The 21544-nt window shown below is 54.9% G+C and carries 15 protein-coding genes; 3 read left to right on the forward strand and 12 right to left on the reverse strand.

What is annotated here, in order from left to right:
- Nucleotides 1-34: 34 nt before the first annotated feature.
- The 12 genes from recD to rppH all read right to left on the reverse strand — a co-directional run bounded on the left by recD (nt 35) and on the right by rppH (nt 18599).
- Entirely contained in the window at nt 35-1876 is a 1842-nt protein-coding gene (gene recD / locus ACR6JA_RS13380) for an exodeoxyribonuclease V subunit alpha (RefSeq protein ID WP_494493661.1), read from the reverse strand.
- On the reverse strand, nt 1876-5418 hold the full coding sequence (gene recB / locus ACR6JA_RS13385) for an exodeoxyribonuclease V subunit beta (protein ID WP_494493662.1): 3543 nt from the start codon (nt 5416-5418) through the stop codon (nt 1876-1878). The genes recD and recB overlap by 1 nt, the downstream gene beginning before the upstream one ends.
- Nucleotides 5418-8303 (reverse strand): pitrilysin, encoded by a 2886-nt coding sequence (ptrA, locus tag ACR6JA_RS13390; RefSeq protein ID WP_494493663.1) that lies wholly within the window; start codon nt 8301-8303, stop codon nt 5418-5420. The genes recB and ptrA overlap by 1 nt, the downstream gene beginning before the upstream one ends.
- Nucleotides 8304-8452: 149 nt before the next feature.
- Nucleotides 8453-11824, reverse strand: coding sequence for an exodeoxyribonuclease V subunit gamma (gene recC, locus ACR6JA_RS13395; RefSeq protein ID WP_494493664.1), 3372 nt, complete (start codon nt 11822-11824; stop codon nt 8453-8455).
- Nucleotides 11825-11831: 7 nt separating this feature from the next.
- Complete coding sequence (locus ACR6JA_RS13400; RefSeq protein ID WP_213715297.1) at nt 11832-12173, reverse strand: prepilin-type N-terminal cleavage/methylation domain-containing protein; 342 nt, start codon at nt 12171-12173, stop codon at nt 11832-11834.
- Nucleotides 12155-12589, reverse strand: coding sequence for a DUF2509 family protein (locus ACR6JA_RS13405; RefSeq protein WP_494493665.1), 435 nt, complete (start codon nt 12587-12589; stop codon nt 12155-12157). The genes ACR6JA_RS13400 and ACR6JA_RS13405 overlap by 19 nt, the downstream gene beginning before the upstream one ends.
- Nucleotides 12586-13146 (reverse strand): prepilin peptidase-dependent protein, encoded by a 561-nt coding sequence (locus ACR6JA_RS13410; protein WP_494493666.1) that lies wholly within the window; start codon nt 13144-13146, stop codon nt 12586-12588. Before ACR6JA_RS13410 ends, ACR6JA_RS13405 begins: the two co-directional genes overlap by 4 nt.
- The gene (locus tag ACR6JA_RS13415; protein WP_494493667.1) at nt 13140-13607 is read right to left on the reverse strand and encodes a prepilin peptidase-dependent protein; all 468 of its coding nucleotides are present in this window, start codon (nt 13605-13607) and stop codon (nt 13140-13142) included. Before ACR6JA_RS13415 ends, ACR6JA_RS13410 begins: the two co-directional genes overlap by 7 nt.
- 185 nt (nt 13608-13792) lie before the next feature.
- Entirely contained in the window at nt 13793-14587 is a 795-nt protein-coding gene (thyA, locus tag ACR6JA_RS13420; protein ID WP_008458459.1) for a thymidylate synthase, read from the reverse strand.
- Between the two features lie 6 nt (nt 14588-14593).
- Nucleotides 14594-15466 carry a prolipoprotein diacylglyceryl transferase gene (lgt, locus tag ACR6JA_RS13425; RefSeq protein ID WP_494493668.1) on the reverse strand — a complete coding sequence of 291 codons (873 nt, stop codon included), beginning with the start codon at nt 15464-15466 and terminating at the stop codon, nt 14594-14596.
- A gap of 343 nt (nt 15467-15809) precedes the next feature.
- Nucleotides 15810-18056, reverse strand: coding sequence for a phosphoenolpyruvate--protein phosphotransferase (ptsP, locus tag ACR6JA_RS13430; RefSeq protein ID WP_213715302.1), 2247 nt, complete (start codon nt 18054-18056; stop codon nt 15810-15812).
- Between the two features lie 12 nt (nt 18057-18068).
- Entirely contained in the window at nt 18069-18599 is a 531-nt protein-coding gene (gene rppH, locus ACR6JA_RS13435) for an RNA pyrophosphohydrolase (protein WP_008458467.1), read from the reverse strand.
- A gap of 687 nt (nt 18600-19286) precedes the next feature.
- Between rppH and mutH the strand changes: the two genes are divergently transcribed.
- The 3 genes from mutH to ACR6JA_RS13450 all read left to right on the forward strand — a co-directional run bounded on the left by mutH (nt 19287) and on the right by ACR6JA_RS13450 (nt 21536).
- Nucleotides 19287-19973 carry a DNA mismatch repair endonuclease MutH gene (mutH, locus tag ACR6JA_RS13440; RefSeq protein WP_008458468.1) on the forward strand — a complete coding sequence of 229 codons (687 nt, stop codon included), beginning with the start codon at nt 19287-19289 and terminating at the stop codon, nt 19971-19973.
- Between the two features lie 158 nt (nt 19974-20131).
- Nucleotides 20132-20350: a YgdI/YgdR family lipoprotein gene (locus ACR6JA_RS13445; RefSeq protein WP_008458470.1), complete on the forward strand. Its 219-nt coding sequence runs from the start codon at nt 20132-20134 to the stop codon at nt 20348-20350.
- 142 nt (nt 20351-20492) lie between these two features.
- Nucleotides 20493-21536 (forward strand): NADP(H)-dependent aldo-keto reductase, encoded by a 1044-nt coding sequence (locus tag ACR6JA_RS13450; protein WP_494493669.1) that lies wholly within the window; start codon nt 20493-20495, stop codon nt 21534-21536.
- Nucleotides 21537-21544 lie beyond the last annotated feature (8 nt).

Consider the following 21544-nt stretch of genomic DNA (forward strand, 5'->3'; position numbering starts at 1 on the left):
AAGGGAAGGCATAAAGTGTGCCTTCCCTTGTCTTTTATTCTCCAGAGAAAATCGCCATAAGCCCGCTGCGGCGCTCCGTACGCGTGGCTATCGCTTTATTCAACACGCGTTCATCGGCATACAGCGACAGCTGCTTACGGGCGCGCGTGATCGCGGTGTACACCAGCTCACGCGTCACCACCGGCACAAACTGATTCGGCAATACCAACGCGGCGTGGTCAAATTCAGAACCCTGAGATTTATGCACGGTCATGGCGAAGGCCGTATCGTGTGCAGGCAGGCGGCTGGGCTGAACGGATTTTACTGAACCATCCGGCATTGAAAACCAGACGCGAACCCCTTCCTCACGCTGCAAAGCAATACCAATATCGCCATTAAACAAGCCAAGCGAGCTATCATTGCGGGCAATCATCACCGGACGCCCGTCGTACCAGCGTGACAGCGCCTGCGAAGGCAGCTGAATCAAACGCGCCTGTACAAGCGCCTGCTCAATACGCTCATTCAGGCCGCTGACGCCGAAAGGCCCTTCACGTAAGGCACACAGCAACTGATAACGGCCAAAGGCACCAATGATCTCTGCAGGCGTGGCTTTCTGACGCACCAGTTGCAAATACTCGCCGTAGCCGCTGACCACGTCGGCAATCATCGCCGTATAATCCTCCGGCTCCAGCAGCGACTGCAGTGAGATGTCCGTAAACCCTTGTCCAAACGCAGCTTTCACCTGCCTGCTATCGCTGGCATTAACGGCAAATGCCAGTTGACCGATGCCGGACTGACTGTCGAACCGATAGCTCTTACGCAGCAGGCAAAGCCCGTCACGCAGCGCAATCCCCCGTGCGCTCTCTCCTACGGGTACCTCACAGCCCGTGAGCCGATTTAATTGCTCCGCACGCTCAGCCGAATACCCGTCGTTCACGTAATGGCAGATATCACCCAGCACCGCCCCCGCCTCTACGGAAGCTAGTTGATCTCTGTCTCCGAGGAAGATGACGCGGGCCTGCTCCGGTAAAGCATCAATCAGCCGGGACATCATCGGCAGATCTACCATCGAGGCCTCATCCACCACCAGCACATCCAGGTGCAGAGGATTCCCGGCATGGTGGCGCAACCGCTGACTGTTTGGTTGCGCGCCTAAAAGCCGGTGCAGCGTCGAAGCCTCTTCAGGCAGGCGCTTTTTCTGCTCATCGCTGAGCGGCAGCTGGCGCAGCGCACTTCCCAACGATTCCGTCAGGCGTGCGGCCGCCTTGCCCGTAGGCGCCGCAAGCTGAATGCGCACGGGCTGGCCATCGGAAAGCTGAACCAGCGCGCCCAACAGCTTTGCCACCGTTGTGGTTTTACCTGTTCCCGGCCCGCCGGAAATAACTGAAATACGTCGGGTCAGCGCCACCGCCGCGGCCACTTTCTGCCAGTCGGTCTGTGGGCTGCTACCAAACAGCACGTCGAGGATTTCGCGAAGCCGGGTCTCATCCACCACAACAGGCTGGTTATGTTCACCGAAGAAGGCCGCCACCCGATGCTCGTTGCTCCACATACGGTTGAGGTAAAGGCGGTTATCAATGAGTTTCAGCGGCGTGGGTTCGTCGCCCGAGCTTACCGAATGGGAAGCCAGTAATGCGCTGTGCCAGCCCGAAGTAGGCTCCGCCTCGGCAAAAAGCTGAGCCACAAGTTCAGGATGTTTGCCAGCGAAGGCATATTCGGGCCTGATGCGCTCCAGCGGCAGGCAGACATGCCCCTCGCCTGATTCTCGGCTTAACAGCGCTGCGGCCAGCATAACGGCGGGCTGCTTATCGTTAGCCACCATCATGGCAAACTGTGAATCCAGCGGCCTGAGGACTTTCAGCACCACCGCCTGGTTGAGTAGCTGAGACATACTCACTATGGGATCTCCTCTGCTGCCCCGGCGAACAGCGCATCCATTGCTTCAACCAGTCTGACGTCCGGTCGCGTAGAAAAAATACCCTGCTCGGGCTTACCCTGCTCCACGCCTCGCAGGAACAAATAGATAACCCCACCAAAGTGCTGCTGGTAGTTATATCCGGCCATACGGTGGCGCAGGTAGCGATGCAGCGCCAGCGTGTAGAGCTGGTACTGCAAGTCGTAGCGGTGGGACTGCATCGCCTTCGCCATCGCCTCCTGGGTGTAGGCGCTGCTGTCTTCACCCAGCCAGTTAGATTTATAGTCCAGCAGGTAGTAACGCCCCTGCCAGCGGAACACCAGGTCGATAAACCCTTTCAGCATTCCCTTCACCTGACGGAAGTCCAAAGGCGGGCAGCCAGCAGACAGCGGGTCGTAATGGCGAACCAGACCGTCTAACGCCGGCGCCTGTAGCTCATTGTCGATAGGTAAATAAAATTCCAGCTCCACCTGTCTCTCCTTCGCAGAAAGCAGGTTCAGGGCAACGCCGGTGTCATTGAGCGGCGCAGCAAGCACCTCTTCCAGCCAGCGGCTCACCACCGGCTCCCACTCGCCGCTAAACCCATTGGCAAGCAGGTGTTTTTCTGTCTCTTCAGGCTGTACTGGCTGTGTAAAATCAACCTCTTCGAAGAGGCTGTGTAAGAAAGTGCCCGGTGAAGCCCCGCGCGGGAAAGTATGCGGCGTAAGTAACGGCTCACTTTGCTCCGGGGCTTCCCCAACGGCGTCAACGTCCAGGCGTGGCACTAAATCCAGAGCCCGACTGCTGCCGTGCTGCTGCAGACCAGAATAACTGGTCACGCGCCAGTTATCGGTGATTCGACGCTTTAGCTGGCGGGCGGCAAGCTCGGGCAAAGCATCGGGCCGCGGCTGCCACGGAGTATCGTCCCCGGAAGAGAGTGTTTCAACGTCGATGGCTTCGCTTTTCAGACTATCAAGCGCCTGGCGCAGTCCCTCTGCATCGAGCGCTTCCCCTTTTTGCAGCAAATAGCCCAGCGCACTGAGGTGCAGGTCGCTGTTGCCTTTTTTGGCTCTCGAACCGCGGAACAACGGCGCAACGCCCAAGCTGCAGTGCCAGACGGAGCGGGTCAATGCCACATAGAGCAGACGTAAGTCTTCCGCCAGACGTTCTTCTTCGGCCAGCCCCAGGCTTTCCGCGTCGTTGCTCAAATCCAGAAGTGAGGTAAAGGTGGTTCGGTCGTGATAAAGGCCGCTGCTCTGCGGACGATAGTTGGCCACGAACGGCAGCCAGACCAACGGATACTCCAGCCCTTTAGATTTGTGGATGGTCACCACCTGCACCAAATGTTTATCACTTTCGAGCCTCAACTGCTGACTGGAAGCGTTGCTGTCCGGCTCGGCAATCCTCTGCGCCAGCCAGCGCACCAGCGCATGCTCGCTCTCCATTTCTGCCGAGGCTTCCTGTAACAGTTCGCTGATGTGCAAAATATCGGTCAGCCTGCGCTCTCCCCCCGGCGTGGCCAGCAGGTTTTCAGCTATATTTCTCGCCCCGATTAAGGCTCTTAACATGGGCATCACGCCCCGCTTAAGCCACTGCTCGCGGTAGCCAAAGAATTCGTCAACCAGATGATCCCAGGCCAGTTCGTCGTTGTTCAGAGACTCGATAGCTTGGGCATCCAGCCCGAACATGGCTGTCGCAATGGCGCTGCGCATGGCCGTCTCAATTTCAGGCGTCAGTACGGCCTGTAGTACCCACAGCAGCTCACGTGCCTCAACGGTAGCAAACACCGAATCGCGGTTAGAGAGATACACCGAAGGAATATTCAGCGCGCCCAACGCATCACGTACGATGGCCGCTTCTCCGCGGCTGCGAACCAGAATCGTCATATCCGATGCCCTGAGCGGCCGGGCGTCATCCCCCAGCCAAAGCAGCGCATCCCCCCGTTGCCCTGCGGTGAGCCAGTCTCGAATTTGCCGTGCACACTGCGATGCCATCGCTTGTTGGTAATCACTTACACCGACGCCATCCCCCGGCTGGAGCCACATTTTCACCGCCGACTGGCTTTCACCCTGGACCGTAAACCGTAGCCCACCGTTACGGGGCGCTGATTTAACCGGCAGGAACGGGATCTGGCGGAATAAGAACGGGTTCTCAACCTGCTGGAACAGCGTGTTTACGCCGTGGATCATCGAGGGAGACGAGCGCCAGTTAGTGTCCAGCGTATAGTGGGCACTAACTTCCTGACGCGCCTTCATGTAGGTAAAAATATCGGCGCCGCGGAAAGCATAAATAGCCTGCTTAGGGTCACCAATCAGCAACAGCGCGGTGCCCTGCTGCTTGATATACAGGCGGCGGAAGATACGGTACTGCTGCGGGTCGGTATCCTGGAACTCATCGATCATCGCCACCGGGAAACGGCTGCGGATCGCCGTCGCTAAGGCGTCGCCGCCGGGCTGATGCAGAGATTCATCGAGCCGACTCAGCATATCGTCAAAGCCCAGTTCACCGCGGCGGCGCTTCTCTTGCTGAACAATATAGCGAATTTCCGCCATGGCTCTGGCAATCACCAGGTCACGCAGCGTTAGCGGCTCTGCAAGCAATGCGTCGATGGCGCTGAACAGGCTATGCCGGGGCACTTCGCCTTTTTTGGTTTTCTCTTCAAGCGTGCTTTGCGCAAACTTCGCCAGCGCCTCAGGGAGCTTATAACTGCTGGTTTCCAGCTGCGCCCACTGACCAACAATTTCCAGCCAGTTTGGCAAATGTTTACTGCTGTAGCTGCGTTTATCCACGCCAGAATCGCTAATCAGGCTTGCCAACTCACCCGCGGCGGCTCTCCACTGAGCTTTAACCCCGTCGATAGCGGCGATTATTTTTTCATGGCGAGCCAGCAGCGTTTCATCATCCGCCGGGGGCTGCTTCAACTGGGGCTGTTCACCCTGAAGCCAGCTATTGATATCCCTTAAAAGCGCTTCCGGCCCCGACCACTCCTCACTCATCGCCTGCGCGACAGGTTTTGGCAGCGGGTAGCAGTGACGCCGCCAGAAATCAGCACAGGCGTGGCGGCGCAGCAAGGATTCATCCTCAAGTAGCTGCTGCTCGAACAGCATCCCGGACTCAAAAGCGTTGAGGCTGAGCATCCGCTGGCAAAAGCCGTGGATCGTGAAGATAGCGGCCTCATCCATCTGCTGTTCGGCTAACAGCAAGGTACGGGCAGCGAGCTGCTTGTCCGTAATCTGGACAAGCAAGTTTTGCAGAAGTGGGTTTTTGGTGCGGTTACGGATACAGGCGATACGCAATTCGTGGATATTCGCCCGAATACGGCCACGCAGTTCTTCGGTGGCCGCTTCGGTGAAAGTCACCACCAGCAGTTCTTCAACCCCCAGCGGACGGGGGAAAGCATTCTCTCCCCCTAAGCCCAGCAGCAGCCGCAAATAAAGTGCGGCAATGGTAAAGGTCTTACCGGTCCCCGCGGAAGCTTCTATCAACCGTTCGCCGAACAGCGGCAAACTTAAAGGATCAAGGGGCTGCGCAGTTACATCGGTCATTATTTCTCGCTTACTAGTGGTAACGCCTGCTGCAGACTGCGTGCCCCCTCCCAGGTTTTCCACCCTTTTGGAGCTGCATACTCTGCTTTGCCGTTATGGCTGCCGGAAATCTGTGACAACACCGCCATCCCCTGGGGAGCTATCACCGCCTGATGGAAGAAATCAGCCAGCTTCTGCGGCGTTAATTTCTTAATTTCGGCTATCACTTTATCACGGGAATCAAACGCCATGTTTCGGCGGTCGAAATCTTTGCTAAGCTGCGCCGCTTCTTCCGCAAGCGTTTGAGGAGCTTGCAGCATCTGGGCAATCATCCCCTGCTGGATTTGGGCAAATTCTGCGTCGCTCATCCCGCGCAGCTTTTTCTCGATAACCGGATAAAACGCTTTAAACCGCTCATACAGGTAAGCCGGTTGTTTATCGCTACTCTGAAGCAGGAACCCCACTCCCCACTGGCGACCAATGGACATAGGGAAAGCAAACACCGCATAGCCAAGCTGCTCTTGTGTACGCAATTGATTATAGAACCAGGGCTGAATGATTTGCCCCAGCATTGAGCCATAGGCAGTGCTGGTGGCTTCGTTATAGCCTTTGGGTACATAAACCGCCGCCAGCGCCGAGTCGGTGCTGCTTCCGGCTTTTTCAAACATAGCCAGATGCTGCTTATTAATCAGCACATCGTCATTCCGGCACCATTCTCCACCTTTCGGAGTCAGCTGGGCTTTGACGTTTTCCGCCAGCTGTTTGGTCTGCTCTGGAGACATGTTGCCAATGACCATAAACTCAGGCCGGGAGTTGGTTTTCAACCGCTCACGATAATCCAGCACGTCCTTAAGCGTCAGCTCCGGCAGCAACGCCCGACGGGTACTACGCTCAAAATAAGGCACCTGCGAAACCATCTGCACCGGCGCAATCGCCTGCTCAAAGGCTTTGCCTTTGTCCGCCGAATCCATCATCTGGGCATACCAGGACTTGGCCTGATCCAGCTGTTCCTGCGTTGGGGTATAGCTGAAATAGCCCTTCAGCAGCGCTTCAAACAGCTGCGGCAGGCGCTGCGTATAGCCGTTGGCGTTAATCATCAGCCCGCTATTGGCGTTAGATGAGAAACTGATGCCGCCAACCGATGCCTGATTGCTGAGTTCATCCAGCGCAATGCCCGCAAGGTAATCATTGATGGCAAACAGCACCTGATTCTTCGCGCTGTTCATCACCTGTGGATTACGCAGCACAAGCGTCACGTCCGCTTTTGGCTCGTTGCCAAAATAGCGGCTCGGCATATACACCACCCGCAGATCCGGCTCGTGGATCAGCAGCTCAGGATGGTCGTACTGCTTCTGTGGCTTATAAAGCGTGAAGTCATCGGGAATGTAAGGATTCAGCTGAGGCAGCTCAAGCTTGATAGCATCTGCCTTCTGCTGCCAGTCGGCATAGGTCTGCGCAGGAATTTTGTCAACTTCGTAAGGCGCATCAACGAAATAAGCCGTTTTATTGTGTGGCTCCTGCGGGCTGACATACCACACGCGGGCATTTTGCGGCGTCATCATATCCAGACGCGCTTTAATCGCGTCAGGATCGTACTGGTCAGCGATATTTGCTGAATCTAACGTATGGGTGACCGGGACGCGCAGCATGGTATCCGCCAGCCATTCGATGTAGTCCATATCACGGGTGATGGACGGGTAACGGAAGTCGAGATCCAGCACGTGTGCAAGCTCGTCAAAGTAACGTTTATCGATACCTTTGGCGCGCAACTGATCGAGATAGCTGAATATCGCCGCAACCACCTGGTCACGATTGGCCAGACCTTTATCAGTCAGGGACACGGAGATGGCGAAAACACCGCTGTTACCGGCCACCATCGGGTCAGAATCCGCGCGTACGCTCTCCGCAAGCCCCTGCTTTTGCAGCCAATCCGACAGCGTATCGTGGCTACGGTTGCCGATCAGGTAACCAATCAGCTCATCGGTTTTGCTGCGGAATTTATCGCTATTGTTATCAATGCGAAACTCAACGCGAACCACCTTGCGCGGCATGACCGGCACATAGTGGATGAAGATACCTTTTTGCGCGTCAGTCACTACCGGTACATCAATAACCGGCTTTTCGATATTTTTGTCAGGAACGCGGCCGTAAGTTTCAGCGGCAATCTTCGCCAGTTCAGGCAAAGGCTTGTTGCTGTAGATAACGGCTTTCATCAGGTTTGCCGAGTAGTACTTATTTCTGAATGCCACCAGCGCGTCGAGCAACTTGCTGCCGGGTTTGTCACGCAGGGTTTCAAGGTTGCCGCCGGAGAAACGCGCCGCCGGGTGTAAAGGGTTGATTGTTTCGGCGCTAACCTGTGCCATGCGCATCCCGTCACGCGCACGGGCCATCGTCAACTCGGCGTTTACTGCGTTACGTTCGCGCTCGGCATATTGTGCCGCGAGGTTAGGTTCAGCAATGGCGTCGGCCAGGCGGTCTACGGCACCTTCGAGCGCATCGTTTTCTACTTCAAGATAAAATGCGGTTCGATAGGTGGCGGTACTGGCATTGTGGCTGCCGCCATGTTTTTTGAGGAATTCAGACAGGCTATCCGGGTCCGGATATTTTCTGGAACCCATCAGCGTCATATGTTCCAGAAAATGGGCAAGCCCAAGGTGAGCATCTGGATCTTTCAGTGAGCCAACCGGCACCACCAGCGCTGACAGCGACTTCACCGCCTGCGGATCGGAAACCAGCAGCACGGTCATACCGTTATCTAAACGAATAGCCTGATACTGACGAGGATCTTTTTCACTTTTACGGATGGTGTCCTGAATCGGTTGCCATCCGTTATCTGCCTGACTGCAGGGTGCCCAAAGAGCAACGAACAAGAAAAGCGCGGTAAACCAAGTGCTGCATTTAGGCATTCACAAACCTCGTCTTCACTAACTTACTCATCATTAACAACTTTTCGAAGCTATCCGTCGAACGCCGTTGTTATACTTCGCCAGCCCTGAGCAAGAAATCGCATCATAATTGAACTCACCGGGCTGTGCAATTTTTATACAATCCTTGTTCAGGATTGGTTGAATCTGAACAGAGGCAGCAGGTAACGCTCGGCCTCTGCGATAATCGCTTCGTAATACTCGGCATCAAGGGTACGGTACAGACGTTGCAGCCAAATATCAGCCCCTTCCCCTTCCACCATATGGTTTCCTTCCCAGGCAGCAAGCAGCTTAGTCCGGGCTTTCTGCTGCGTCTCCTCATCCCATAAAATGGCATCATTTGGTGGGTCATAACAGGTTTTTATCCACGCGCCACCGCTGTTATGCAGCAGCAGTAATGGCTGACGGAGACCTTCTTTATAACCCTCAATCAGTTGCAACAACCAGTCTTTAGCTTCGTCCTGTGCCATATGAGGGAAACGCCACTGTGAATCTTTGCGCCCGAACATTCGGCTTTCGCCCGAATAGCCGCTGGCACAGTAAACCAAATGTTCAATCCACAGCTGCATGCCATGAGCCACATTCAGCACCGAAGGGCGCCAGCGCAGCAAGCCATCAGCCTGTACGTCCGACAGCCAGCCCGTCACTCTGGTTCCGTCTATGTGAAGATCCACTTCACAGCTTTCCCCTTTTTGCCGTTCGGCCAGCACTTTTTCAGCCAGCGTTTGCATTTCATTCCGCTGGTTTTCCCACAAGATTTCACCGAAGGCCCCGTAAGGTAAAACGCCAGCTGCCCGGTAACGCACAAACAGCTGGTGCGGATCATCTTGCTGAACCAGAGCATTAAGCAGGTGCTGGTTTAACTGAAAACGATCGAGTACATCGAGGGTAAAAGGCTCTTCATCCGGCAATTCGGTATCTTCCAGGCGGAAGTTAATGCCCAGACGCATTTGGAAAAATGCCCGCACCGGGTGCCGCCAAAAGCGCTGGAGCTGCTCAAGGGAGATGTCATCCCAGGGCTCCGCAATCAAAGGCTGAATAAAGTGGGCATGCGCTACGCCGCTGCCGCGTGCCGCTGGCAGCCACTCCTGAGCAAAGCTTTGCCCATCGCCTCCGGCAAGGTAGTTGGTGCTGTCAAAAGGTGTTCGGGCATGAAGCGTGACCAGATGCTTTCTCACATGCTCACTGCTGTCATCTGCATTACATTCAGCATCTCCGGGGAGGTAGTGACTGCGAGCGATATAATCCAGCAGCTCTTCCACCAGCACCGACGGGTAACGCCTGCTGTTGTCCTGAATCGAACGGCCAATATAGCTGATGTACAGCCGCTGCTGGGCCGAAATAAGCGCTTCCAGGAACAGATAGCGGTCATCGTCTCGGCGGCTGCGGTCCCCACGCTGTGGGTGCTGGCTCATCAGGTCAAAGCCCAATGGCGCAAGCGTTCGCGGATAGACACCGTCATTCATGCCCAGCAAACAAACGACCTTAAAGGGAATGGCGCGCATTGGCATCAGGGTACAGAAGTTTACCGGCCCGGCGAGGAAGCGCTGGCTGATGCGCTCCTGGTCAAGACGCTGGGCCAGTTCATCACGCAGCAAGGTTAATGACACGGGCTGCTGGTAGGCTGCATCAGTGCCTTTTTCAATCATCTCCTGCCACTGCTGCTCAATAAGCGCCAGTGCGGCTTCTGTTTCACCATCAGGCAGGAAGAAGCTGCTCAGCATGTCCCTGCATAGCGGCAACCATTCGTCTAAAGGGCGCTCCTGAGTTAACAGCTGACGCCAGCGGTTCAGCTGCATCAGCAACTCCGCAAGCTGCCCCACAAGTTCGGCAATCAGGCCGCTGGACTCATCATAGGGCAGCACAGAATCCCAGACCCCAGCCTGGCTTTCCATCGCATAGCCAAGCAGCATCCGTGTCAGGCCAAAACGCCACGTATGCTGCCCGGTCGCAGGCAGATCCAGTTCTCGAACGTTGTCATCATCAATGCCCCAACGTACACCTGATTCATTCACCCATTTACGCAGATAGCGCAGCCCTTCTTCATCAATAGAAAAACGCGCCGCCAGGGAAGGCACTTCCAACAATGAAAGCACATCTTCTGCTGCGAAACGGCTTTCCGGCAAGCCAAGCAGTAAAATGAACGCCTGCAGGGCCGGGTGAGCCTGGCGCGCCCGACGGTCAGAAATGGCAAACGGCAGCCAACGCTCATCCTTCGCGCTACCAAATACCGCCTGGATAAACGGACTGTAGCTATCAATATCCGCAACCATCACGATGATATCGCGCGGGGTAAGTTCTGGATCGGCCTCCAGCATCGCCAGCAGTTGATCGTGCAGCACTTCAACTTCTCGCTGCGGGCTATGGCACTCATGGAATGTCAAAGAACGATCGTTAAGATCCAGCAGCCGTTTACCGTCACTGTGCTCATACTCCTCAGCCGTCAGCCCCAGCACCTGCGAATCTTTCAGCTCCAACAGGTCATTTTGCAGGCCGTGGAGAAGGTTATCGGGTTCTAAATCGACAAAAACATCGATCTCTTCAAAACGCTCCAGCTCGGAAAGCAAAAACGCGTAGTCGCGCCCTAATTTCCCCCAAGAGGCCAGCAAGGAATTCCCCACATCCTGCTCACCAAGCTCATTGAACAACGAAGAGGCATTTTCGTTATCCTTAAATAAGGTCACTTCCCGGTCGGCCTGATGCAAACGGCGGCGGCGGCTGACAAGACGGGCAAGGAACGCGGGATCTTTAATATCACCCCAGTAGTAGCGGCAGGGGTTGGTAAATAGCACATGGACATCGATATGCTTACCCAGCGCCTGCAGAGCCTGGAGATACACCGGTGGCAGAGCAGAAATCCCACAAATAAAGACGCGAGATGGGAGTCCCGTCGGGCAAACCTCGCTTTTCTCAAGAGCGCTAATAAAACGCTGGTAGAGATTGGCTCGATGCCATTCAGGCTGCCCCAGCTCAGCGGTGTAGCGCACCAGTTCCGCCCAGAGCGGAGCCTGCCAGAGCTGAGACTCTCCCACACCTTCGACAAGCTCGCCCTTCTCCCAGCGACTTAGCCAGCCGGGACGATAGACAAGATACTGGTCATAAAGGTCGGCAATCCGGGAAGAAAGCTGAAACAGCTTACGGCTACTGTCGTCTATCTGCAGATAGTGGCCAAGCATCTTGAACTCTGGCTTGTGGAGCATATTGGGGATAAGCGTCATCAGCTTCCAGCTCATGCTCTGCTTGTTGAAAGCGCTCACTTCCGGGATATCGGGCAATACCTTCACGAACATGTCCCAGATAAAGCTGGCGGGCAGCGGAAACTCGATGTTCGCCGCAATACCAAACTTCTGTGCCAGCGTCATTTGCAGCCACTGCGCCATCCCGGTGCTTTGCACCAGCACCACTTCCGGCTCAAAAGGATCCGGCAATGGCTGGTGCTCCACAATGAACTCCATAATGGCTTCCAGCACATCAAGGCGGTTGGAATGGTAGACACGCAACATGAAATCGCTACTCCTGACGTTGTTCTGACCGTGGGCAATCGAGCCTCGAAAGCTGCGCTATCCGGCCCTCTGGACTTGTTACAGTAACGTCGATGCTGACACATCCCAAAGACGATGTCTGCTGTTGATGCACATTCCATGCATCTGAAAGTGGAGGAACTTCTGGCTCGGTCTGCTCACGCGCGACTCGCCACAGCTGCCTTAGCTGCCATTGGCTGGTGAAACCCTGCTGCAATACACCGTGGTACCCCAGCAATGCGGTCATCACTATCGCAAACAGCGCCAGGGCACATAGCACCTCCGGGAGGCTGAACCCATGCTGCCGGGAAACTATCGAGGCAGTTTGCATAAGTCATCGTCCAGTAAAGGGCAAAAATCCAGCCAGCCCTGCGCGGAGGCCACTAATTTATTCCCCTGAAGTCCCCCCCAGCGCCACAATGTGAACGGTAGCGTGGGCCCGGCAACAGAACCGGAAGCAGCCAGTAAGGCCTCACCTTTATCGGTTAGATGCAGGCAGGCGTGCCACTGATTACGCGACTCAAACTGACATTGCCAGGTTCTCTGGGGTTGCCAGCTTTGTTTTTCCCCCCATGACAGCGCAGATCTTGCAGCCGTCTGATTTTTAATAAACTGAATTTCGGCGGCAACCTCAAAGCGCTGGGCACTAAGTTGCCGGGAAAGCCCACTCAGCATCAGAGAACCAACCGCAAGCAGCATCAATACCATCAGCAAAGAGGCGCTCCCTTTCTCTTGCTTGCCGCTCATGAATTTTCTCCACTCACCGTGTAGCTAAGCTCCACAGGACGTCCACCTTGCTTCAGATACGCAGCAAGACTAACGAGGAATAAAGGCCTGCCAGTTTTGCGATTCTGGCGAATCACGGAAAAATGCTGCACCACCAATTGCGTCGGGTCAGACATTCTTTCCCAGCCGGTGCCTTCACAATGTTCTACGCCCTTTTGAGTCTCCAGGCTGCCGTTACGCAAGCGATAGCCCGTCTGTTCATTTTGACTACCAGGGGTCGTGTCCCACCGGCCATTACCGTTGGCATCCCACTGCAATACCACACAGTTTCCGCTGTTCATAAGCTTTACAGCCTCCCCCTGACACTTCCCTCGGCAATAACCCGCACGCTGTAAATTTTTTCCAACGGTGAACGCCATTTGCCAAAGCGCTTCCTGCTGAGCAACGTAGCTGTACTGGCGTAAAACCTCGCCCTGCAAAGCGGGGAAAAGCCTTGAAGTGCCTAGCAGCAGCACGCTGCTCAAGGCCATCGCAATAAGCGTTTCGAGTAACGTAAACCCTCTCTGAGCGCTCAACATGACTTGTCTCCGGACATTTCGCACAGCCGGATGCGCCCCCAAACCGAGAGCGTCACTTTCCAGCGCCCGACCTGACTTTTCACAATCAGGTGGCCTGGCCAGGCTGTGTTGCGAATACCGTAGAAACCTAACCCGGCAGTCATATCCTCCACGACGATATCGTCAAACTCGGGGGTAAACGTCAGAGTTGAGTTTCCCGAACAGTTTTCTTCAGCCGCACGGCTTGTCAGGCACCAGCTTTTTCCCAATTGATGCAGCGCCAAAAGATGGGTTTGGTTGTGCCAGTTGGCATCATTTCTTAGCCGCGAGAGAAAGTGACTCAGCTGCTGAGCCGTTTGCCGCAACTGCACTCTCTGCTGCCACTCGTGCCAGCCGTGAAGCCCACCAGCGCTGAGTACGGCAACAATGGCTATCACCACCATCACCTCAATAACGCTAAAACCACGTTGGTTGATTTTCATGGGAGGAGTGTGGGCCACAGAGGTTGAATCAGCCAGTTCGCAAATCAGATGATGCGACACATATCGGAAGATAATTAAGGCGTTACGGAGAGTTGCATACGCTCTGGAATAAATGCCGAAGAAGCAAAACCGGGGCAAAAAAGACCGGCGCACTCAGGCACCGGTTCTGTCACTCTGTCGGCAGGTTAAATGGCGACAGGCGCTTTGATCGCCGGATGCGGATCGTAGCCTTCAATCTCGAAGTCTTCGAAACGGTAGTCAAACAATGACTCCGGCTTACGTTTGATAACCAGCTTAGGCAGCGCGCGAGGTTCACGGGTTAGCTGCAGACGTGTCTGTTCCAGGTGATTGCTGTACAGGTGCGTATCGCCCCCGGTCCAGACAAAGTCGCCCACTTCCAGGTCGCACTGCTGCGCCATCATATGCACCAGCAGCGCATAGCTGGCGATGTTGAACGGCAAACCAAGGAAGATGTCGCAAGAGCGCTGGTAGAGTTGGCAAGAGAGTTTGCCGTCTGCCACATAGAACTGGAAAAACGCGTGGCAAGGGGCCAGCGCCATTTTATCCAGCTCGCCCACGTTCCACGCAGAGACAATAATGCGCCGAGAATCGGGATCGTTTTTCAACTGGTTGAGCACGGTGGTTAGCTGATCAATATAACGCCCGTCAGGGGTTGCCCAGGAACGCCATTGCTTGCCGTAAACCGGGCCGAGATCGCCGTTTTCATCCGCCCATTCGTCCCAAATCGTCACCTTGTTTTCCTTCAGGTACGCGATATTGGTATCGCCATTCAGGAACCACAGCAGCTCATGAATGATCGAACGCAGGTGACATTTTTTGGTGGTAACCAGCGGGAAGCCTTCCTGCAGGTTAAAGCGCATTTGATGCCCAAAAATCGACAACGTGCCGGTACCGGTACGGTCTGCTTTTGGCGTGCCCTCTTCGAGCACTTTTTTCATCAAATCAAGATACTGTTTCATGTCACCTCACGAAAGTTGCTGCTGCGGACGGCGGTAAGCCCAGACCATCATAATGATACCGGCAACAATCATCGGAATCGACAGGATCTGCCCCATGCTGATGTACTGTACCCAGGTGCCGGTGAACTGCGCATCCGGCTGGCGGAAGAATTCGACGATGATACGGAACGCACCATAGCCAATCAGGAACAGACCAGAGACGGACCCCATTGGGCGAGGCTTACGAATAAACAGGTTCAGGATGATGAACAGGACAACCCCTTCCAGCGCCAGCTCATAAAGCTGAGACGGGTGGCGAGGCAGTACGCCGTAGGTATTGAACAGCGACTGCCATTCCGGGTGCGTAGCCAGCAGGCCAATGTCTTCACTGCGTGAACCAGGGAACAGCATGGCGAAGCGGAAGTTCGGGTCAACGCGGCCCCACAGTTCGCCATTGATAAAGTTGCCGAGGCGGCCAGCGCCTAAACCAAACGGGATCAGCGGAGCAATAAAATCAGAGACCTGGAAGAAAGTACGCTTGGTGCGGCGCGCAAACCAAATCATCACGCAGATAACACCGATCAGGCCGCCGTGGAAGGACATACCGCCGTCCCAGACTTTGAACAGGTAGAGAGGATCGGCAAGGAAGACCGGCAGATTGTAGAAGAAGACATAGCCCAGGCGCCCCCCCAGGAACACGCCAAGGAAACCTGCATACAGCAGATTCTCTACTTCATTTTTCGTCCAGCCGCTGCCCGGACGGCTGGCGCGGCGCCCGGCAAGCCACATGGCAAACACGAACCCGACCAGGTACATGAGCCCGTACCAGTGCAGGGAAACCGGCCCGATGGAGAAAAGCACCGGATCAAATTCAGGGAAACGCAGATAGCCACTATTCATCTGTCACCACAAGCTATTGTTACCTCACCCAAAATAGAAGGTGAGTGGCAAGTACGCACCACTCTCGATGCGCTCCGAAAGCAGCGGATCATAGCACAAACAGCCAGAGTGATTGATTACGGAAGTTGTAAAAGATGTGTAATGTCCCGGTGGTACCGGGGCATTCAGGGTAATGCAGGGCGTATCCGGGATATGTGAACCAACACCAGGCATCGAAGAAAACGAACAGGGAAAACCCTTTGGGGTTTTCGGAAGATGAGCCACAACAAGGGAAAAACCACGCTTTTTTCTTTATTGTCAGACGGGGATAATGTCCCGGTGAGATCGGGACATTGAGAACGGATCAGCGCCCACCGCGAATCAGGCCACCCATGCCGCGCCGCTCCATAAACGCAGCGACCTGGTGGCGTACTTCCGTCGCCATTTGAGCCTCAAGGGTACGCTGAGCAAGCACTTCGGCTTCTTCAAGCTGAATATGGCGTAACAGGTATTTAATACGCGCGACGGAACGGCCGTTCATTGAAAGATGACGGTACCCCATGCCCACAAGAATCGCGACGCACATCGGGTCACCGGCCATTTCACCGCACAGGCACAGGTCGATGTTATAGCGCTCGGCCTCACGGGCAATCAGGTTCAGCGTACGCAGCATCGCCGGATGCAGGCTATCGTAAAGGCTAGCCACCCGCGTGTTGTTACGGTCAACCGCCAGCAGATACTGAGTCAGGTCGTTTGTACCAACGGAAATAAAATCAATACGCCCGGCCAGGTGCCCCAGCATGAAAACCATGGAAGGCACTTCAACCATCACCCCAAGCCTGAACTTCGGCAACTGGTAGCCTAATTCCTCTTCGACTTCCCGGCCCGCACGATCGATAAGTCTGCGCGCATCATCGATTTCATCAATGCTGGTGATCATCGGCAGCAGGATACTCAAATTCCCCGTAGCCGCATTCGCACGCAGCATTGCGCGGACCTGGATCAGAAAGATCTCTGGCTGATCCAGCGTAATACGAATGCCTCGCCAGCCAAGACAAGGATTCTCCTCGCTGATGGGCATATACGGAAGCTGTTTATCCGCCCCGACGTCCAGCGTTCGCAGCGTCACAGGTTTGTCGTTAAACATCTGCAACATGCCCTGATACTGTGCAACCTGCTCTTCTTCCGACGGGAAACCGCTTTGCAGCATAAAAGGAATCTCGGTGCGGTACAGCCCGATGCCGTCGATACGGCTACCAAGCTGTTCTTCATGCTCAGGACTAAGCCCGGCATTCAGCATGACCTGCACCCGCTCGCCGCTTTTTAACGCCGCGGGCTGCTCCACATCATCTTCCGCCAGGCGACTAAGTTCGTTCTCCTCGGTCACCAGGCGCTGGTATTCCTGCAGCAAAACCGGCTCAGGATCCACCAGCAATTCACCGCGATAGCCGTCCACAATCAGCATGCGGCGATGCAGAGCCGATGGCTGAATATCCGCGCCCATGACGGTTGGGATACCGAGCGCACGGACCATAATGGCGGCATGAGAGTTTGCCGCACCATCGCGCACGACAACGCCCGCCAGACGGTTTTGCGGCAGTTCGGCAAGCGTGGTGGCTGAAAGTTCGTCGGCAACCAGCACAAAGCGCTCAGGCCAGGTATTCGGGCTTTGAATCGTGTCATCGAGGTGGAACAACAGGCGCTGCCCCAGCGCTCTGAGGTCGCCCGCTCGCTCTTTCAGGTAGCTATCTGAAAGGCTGGCAAACTGTTCAGCAAACTTCTCCACCACCGTTTTGACGGCCCATTCGGCGACCAGGCCTTTATCTACCTCAGCAAAAAGCTCACGCCGCAGGCGGGCGTCAGTCAACAGGTGAGAGTAAAGATCGAAAATCGCCGCAGTCTCTTTCTGAGCCCCGGCGGCAAAACGTTTGCTGTAGCGGCGGAATTCCCCGGAAGCCTCTTCCAGCGCAGCGGTCAGACGCTCACGCTCAAGCGCCGTGTCCAGGGTCGACGCTTCAAAAACTTGCTCCATCAGCGGGACGGTTGTGTCCATCCAGCCTTCGGCAATCGCCACCCCAGGCGATGCAGGCAGCGCGCGAATACGGGTCTGCCGATACTGTCCGAACAGGGCCGCTAACTGAGACTGCGATAATATCCCGGCCATCTGCGTTGCCAGCGTAACGAGGAAAGACTCTTCGCTCTCATCGTACTGCCGGTGTTCACGCTGCTGGACAACCAGCACCCCCAGGAGCTGACGGCGCTGGATAATAGGCACGCCGAGGAACGCACGAAAACGCTCCTCTTTTACGGCGGGCACATATTTAAAGCTGGGGTGTTTTTGCGCATCCGCAAGGTTAATCGGCTCCGCGAGCCGCCCAACCAGGCCAACAATACCTTCATCAAAGGCAAGCGTGACGGTGCGGCCGCGCGGTTTCTTTAACCCGCGCGTCGCCATAAGGTAAAAACAGCGGCGCTCGTGGTCGGCGAGATAAACCGAGCAAACCTCGGTATCCATCGCAAGGCAGATGTCAGTCACCAAAATATCCAGCGCCTCATTGAGGCGCGGGGCACTAGCGACCTTTTCGACTATTTCTCGCAGACGGGTGAGCATTTTTCGCGTGACTTAACCTCTTTTACGTCGCCATGCCGGCGAGTTATTGCGTGGTGGCGTAACTTCCTGCAGTGGCATCACCACGCTGGCAAACTCTTTCATTACCCGGCGATAGACATCGCGCTTGAATGAAACAACCTGACGGACCGGATACCAATAACTGACCCAGCGCCAGCCATCGAATTCCGGCGTACTGCTGGTTTGCATGTTGATCTCACCGTCGCTGCTCAGCAACTGCAAAAGAAACCATTTTTGTTTTTGGCCGATACAAACCGGCTTTGTGTCCCAACGCACCAAACGTTTAGGTAATTTGTAACGCAACCAGTTTCGGGTCGAGGCAAGAATGCGAACATCTTTTCTTTGTAGACCGACTTCTTCGAAAAGCTCCCGGTACATTGCCTGTTCAGCGGACTCGCCAGGATTAATACCCCCCTGGGGAAATTGCCAGGAATGTTGGCCAAAGCGTCGCGCCCACATCACCTGTCCCTGCCGATTACATATTACGATCCCAACGTTGGGGCGGTAGCCATCATCATCGATCACCGGACTACCTCAAAACAAACTTAGATTGCATCGATTGTTTCATACAAGTGTCAGGCGGTAAACCACTCTCTCGGCGGCGCTCGCATGGAATAACATTTGAATAACTCACAAAAGAGAGCCTGGTTATAAACAGGGGACGGTCAAAACCGGCGGTTTTATTCACTTTTTCTGTGGATATAACTGTGAAGAACTACCGAATTACATCGGGACAACTCAGGACAACTAAAATAAGGAGCAATCCTGCCACACATTAAAGCCTTTAAATTTCATAATCATAATACTATAAAAATGACACACGAGTTTCATAATGTGATGATCGTCACATATGAAGATCGCCTACTGATGAAAGATCGCACAATGTTGTTTTTATCCACAGATTGTGCCAACAAGTTAGTCACAAATCGGTGATAAATTGTATTTTAGCGCCTCGTCAAGGCTGTAAATGGAACCAGTAGTCATGCTTTTTCCCAGTTATCCCACTTTTCTGTGGATAACATGGTGTAAGATCCTGTTCATTGTCAGTGACCAGATTTGGAAAAGCCTTTTTAATGTTGCTGCAACGAAACGGCTGCCTTTAAAAACTCATTATAAATCAGAATATTGTTAATCTTATCCTCAGACGACTAAACTAAGCTTTCGCTGTGCACAAAGTGCGTTCATTTTTTAACCAAAAAACATCAACGAGTTATGCAACCAATACGTCCGCTCATCACGCCCCCACGCAGTGAAGCCGAGCTGCTCCAACAGGCGCAAAGCGTCGCCGGTTATACTCTGGGCGAACTGGCCGCCTGCGCTGGCTTACAGACGCCGAAAGACCTGAAGCGCGATAAAGGCTGGATTGGCGTACTGCTGGAGCTGTGGCTGGGTGCCAGCGCTGGCAGCAAGCCCGAACAAGACTTTGCCGCGCTCGGGATCGAACTGAAAACGATCCCGGTGGATAGCCTTGGCCGCCCGTTGGAAACCACTTTCGTCTGCGTCGCGCCGTTAACCGGTAATAGCGGCGTCATTTGGGAAACCAGCCATGTGCGGCATAAGCTCAAGCGCGTGCTGTGGATCCCGGTTGAGGGAGAAAGGCAGATCCCGCTTGCCGAGCGGCACGTGGGTTCTCCGCTATTATGGAGCCCTTCAGAAGAGGAAGAACAGCAGCTGCGCCTGGACTGGGAAGAACTGATGGATTTGATCGTGCTGGGCCAGGTCGAGCGCATTACCGCCCGTCACGGCGAAGTGCTGCAGCTGCGGCCAAAAGCCGCCAACAGCCGGGCGTTAACAGAGGCTATTGGCGCGGACGGCTCACCTATTCTCACGTTACCTCGCGGCTTCTACTTAAAGAAGAACTTCACTGCCGCTCTTCTCGCACGGCACTTCACGCTCTAATAGCCGCCGCAGAGAATGGAATCCAGGGTTCTGTCAGTAAGTACCGGGGAATGTTACATTTCCCTCGTCCTATTAAGAATTTACCGCTTTCTTTCCCCTGTTCATCAGGTTATTACTAAACTTATTAACAAGATCCCTTCCTGACGAGGAACATACCGATGACTAAATGGGCAGTAGCAATCTCCGCCATTGGTCTTGCCTTTGCCGTTTCAGGCTGCAGCAGTGACTACGTAATGGCCACCAAAGATGGACGAATGATTTTGACCGAGGGCAAGCCGAAGGTCGATGAAGATACCGGTCTGGTAAGCTATCGTGACCAGCAAGGTAATGAAATGCAGATCAACCGCAACGACGTTTCCCAGATTATTGAGCGCTAATCTCGCAGGGTCAGCCCCTCGGCTGGCCTGATGATTTTTCTTCTTTTCCCCTCTTTCGCTTTGCTCCGGCCTCTGCCATGTTTATAGACCTTTTGTCGGGTAACGATGCCTGACGAGTCAAAAGAACAACAGGAAGCCGGCTATGCACTATCACCGTATCCCCCACAGTTCACTTGAAGTCAGCACGCTGGGGCTGGGAACCATGACCTTTGGTGAACAAAACAGCGAGGCCGATGCCCACCAGCAGCTCGACTACGCCGTCAGTCAGGGCGTGAATCTGATTGATGTCGCGGAAATGTACCCGGTGCCGCCGCGCCCGGAAACCCAGGGCTTAACCGAGAGCTATGTCGGCAGTTGGCTTAAAGCTCGCGGCAACCGCGAAAAACTGGTTGTTGCTTCCAAAGTCACTGGCCCAACCCGCAACAACGACGCGGGCATCCGCCCAAACCAGATCCTCGACCGGAAAAACATCCGCGAGGCGCTGGATGCCAGCCTCAAACGCCTGCAAACCGATTACCTCGACCTCTACCAGGTTCACTGGCCGCAGCGTCAGACCAACATGTTTGGCAAACTGGGCTACACCTGGAGCGACACGACCTCGCTGCCGGTAACGCTGTTGGAAACCCTTGAAGCGCTGACCGAGTGCCAGCGTGCAGGGAAAATTCGCTATATCGGCGTCTCGAACGAAACCCCGTGGGGCGTGATGCGCTACCTGCAGCTTGCGGAAAAACACGATCTGCCGCGCATCGTGACCATTCAAAACCCCTACAGCCTATTAAACCGCAGCTTTGAAGTTGGCCTGTCTGAAATCAGCCAGCACGAAGGCGTTGAGCTGCTCGCTTATTCCTGTCTCGCCTTCGGCGTGCTGTCGGGCAAATACCTTAACGGAGCCAAACCGGCCGGCGCTCGCAACACGCTGTTTAGCCGCTTTACGCGCTACAGCGGTGAGCAGTCGCAAAAAGCCGTTGCCGCCTACGTGGAGATAGCTAAACGTCATAATCTTGACCCGGCACAAATGGCGCTGGCCTTTGTTCGTCGCCAGCCGTTTGTGGCCAGCACGCTGCTTGGTGCCACGACGCTGGAACAGCTGAAAACCAACCTTGAAAGCCTGCATTTGACGCTAAGCGAAGAGGTGATTGAGGAGATTGAAGCGGTGCATCGCATCTATACCTACCCGGCACCGTAAAAATTAAG

Source organism: Cedecea sp. B1(4), from assembly GCF_059414925.1.

Coding starts and splice junctions, on each gene's coding strand:
- recB (WP_494493662.1), bottom strand. CDS start 5,418: ATGACCGATGTAACTGCGCAGCCCCTTGATCCTTTAAGTTTGCCGCTG.
- ptrA (WP_494493663.1), bottom strand. CDS start 8,303: ATGCCTAAATGCAGCACTTGGTTTACCGCGCTTTTCTTGTTCGTTGCT.
- recC (WP_494493664.1), bottom strand. CDS start 11,824: ATGTTGCGTGTCTACCATTCCAACCGCCTTGATGTGCTGGAAGCCATT.
- ACR6JA_RS13400 (WP_213715297.1), bottom strand. CDS start 12,173: ATGCAAACTGCCTCGATAGTTTCCCGGCAGCATGGGTTCAGCCTCCCG.
- ACR6JA_RS13405 (WP_494493665.1), bottom strand. CDS start 12,589: ATGAGCGGCAAGCAAGAGAAAGGGAGCGCCTCTTTGCTGATGGTATTG.
- ACR6JA_RS13410 (WP_494493666.1), bottom strand. CDS start 13,146: ATGTTGAGCGCTCAGAGAGGGTTTACGTTACTCGAAACGCTTATTGCG.
- ACR6JA_RS13415 (WP_494493667.1), bottom strand. CDS start 13,607: ATGAAAATCAACCAACGTGGTTTTAGCGTTATTGAGGTGATGGTGGTG.
- thyA (WP_008458459.1), bottom strand. CDS start 14,587: ATGAAACAGTATCTTGATTTGATGAAAAAAGTGCTCGAAGAGGGCACG.
- lgt (WP_494493668.1), bottom strand. CDS start 15,466: ATGAATAGTGGCTATCTGCGTTTCCCTGAATTTGATCCGGTGCTTTTC.
- ptsP (WP_213715302.1), bottom strand. CDS start 18,056: ATGCTCACCCGTCTGCGAGAAATAGTCGAAAAGGTCGCTAGTGCCCCG.
- mutH (WP_008458468.1), top strand. CDS start 19,287: ATGCAACCAATACGTCCGCTCATCACGCCCCCACGCAGTGAAGCCGAG.
- ACR6JA_RS13445 (WP_008458470.1), top strand. CDS start 20,132: ATGACTAAATGGGCAGTAGCAATCTCCGCCATTGGTCTTGCCTTTGCC.
- ACR6JA_RS13450 (WP_494493669.1), top strand. CDS start 20,493: ATGCACTATCACCGTATCCCCCACAGTTCACTTGAAGTCAGCACGCTG.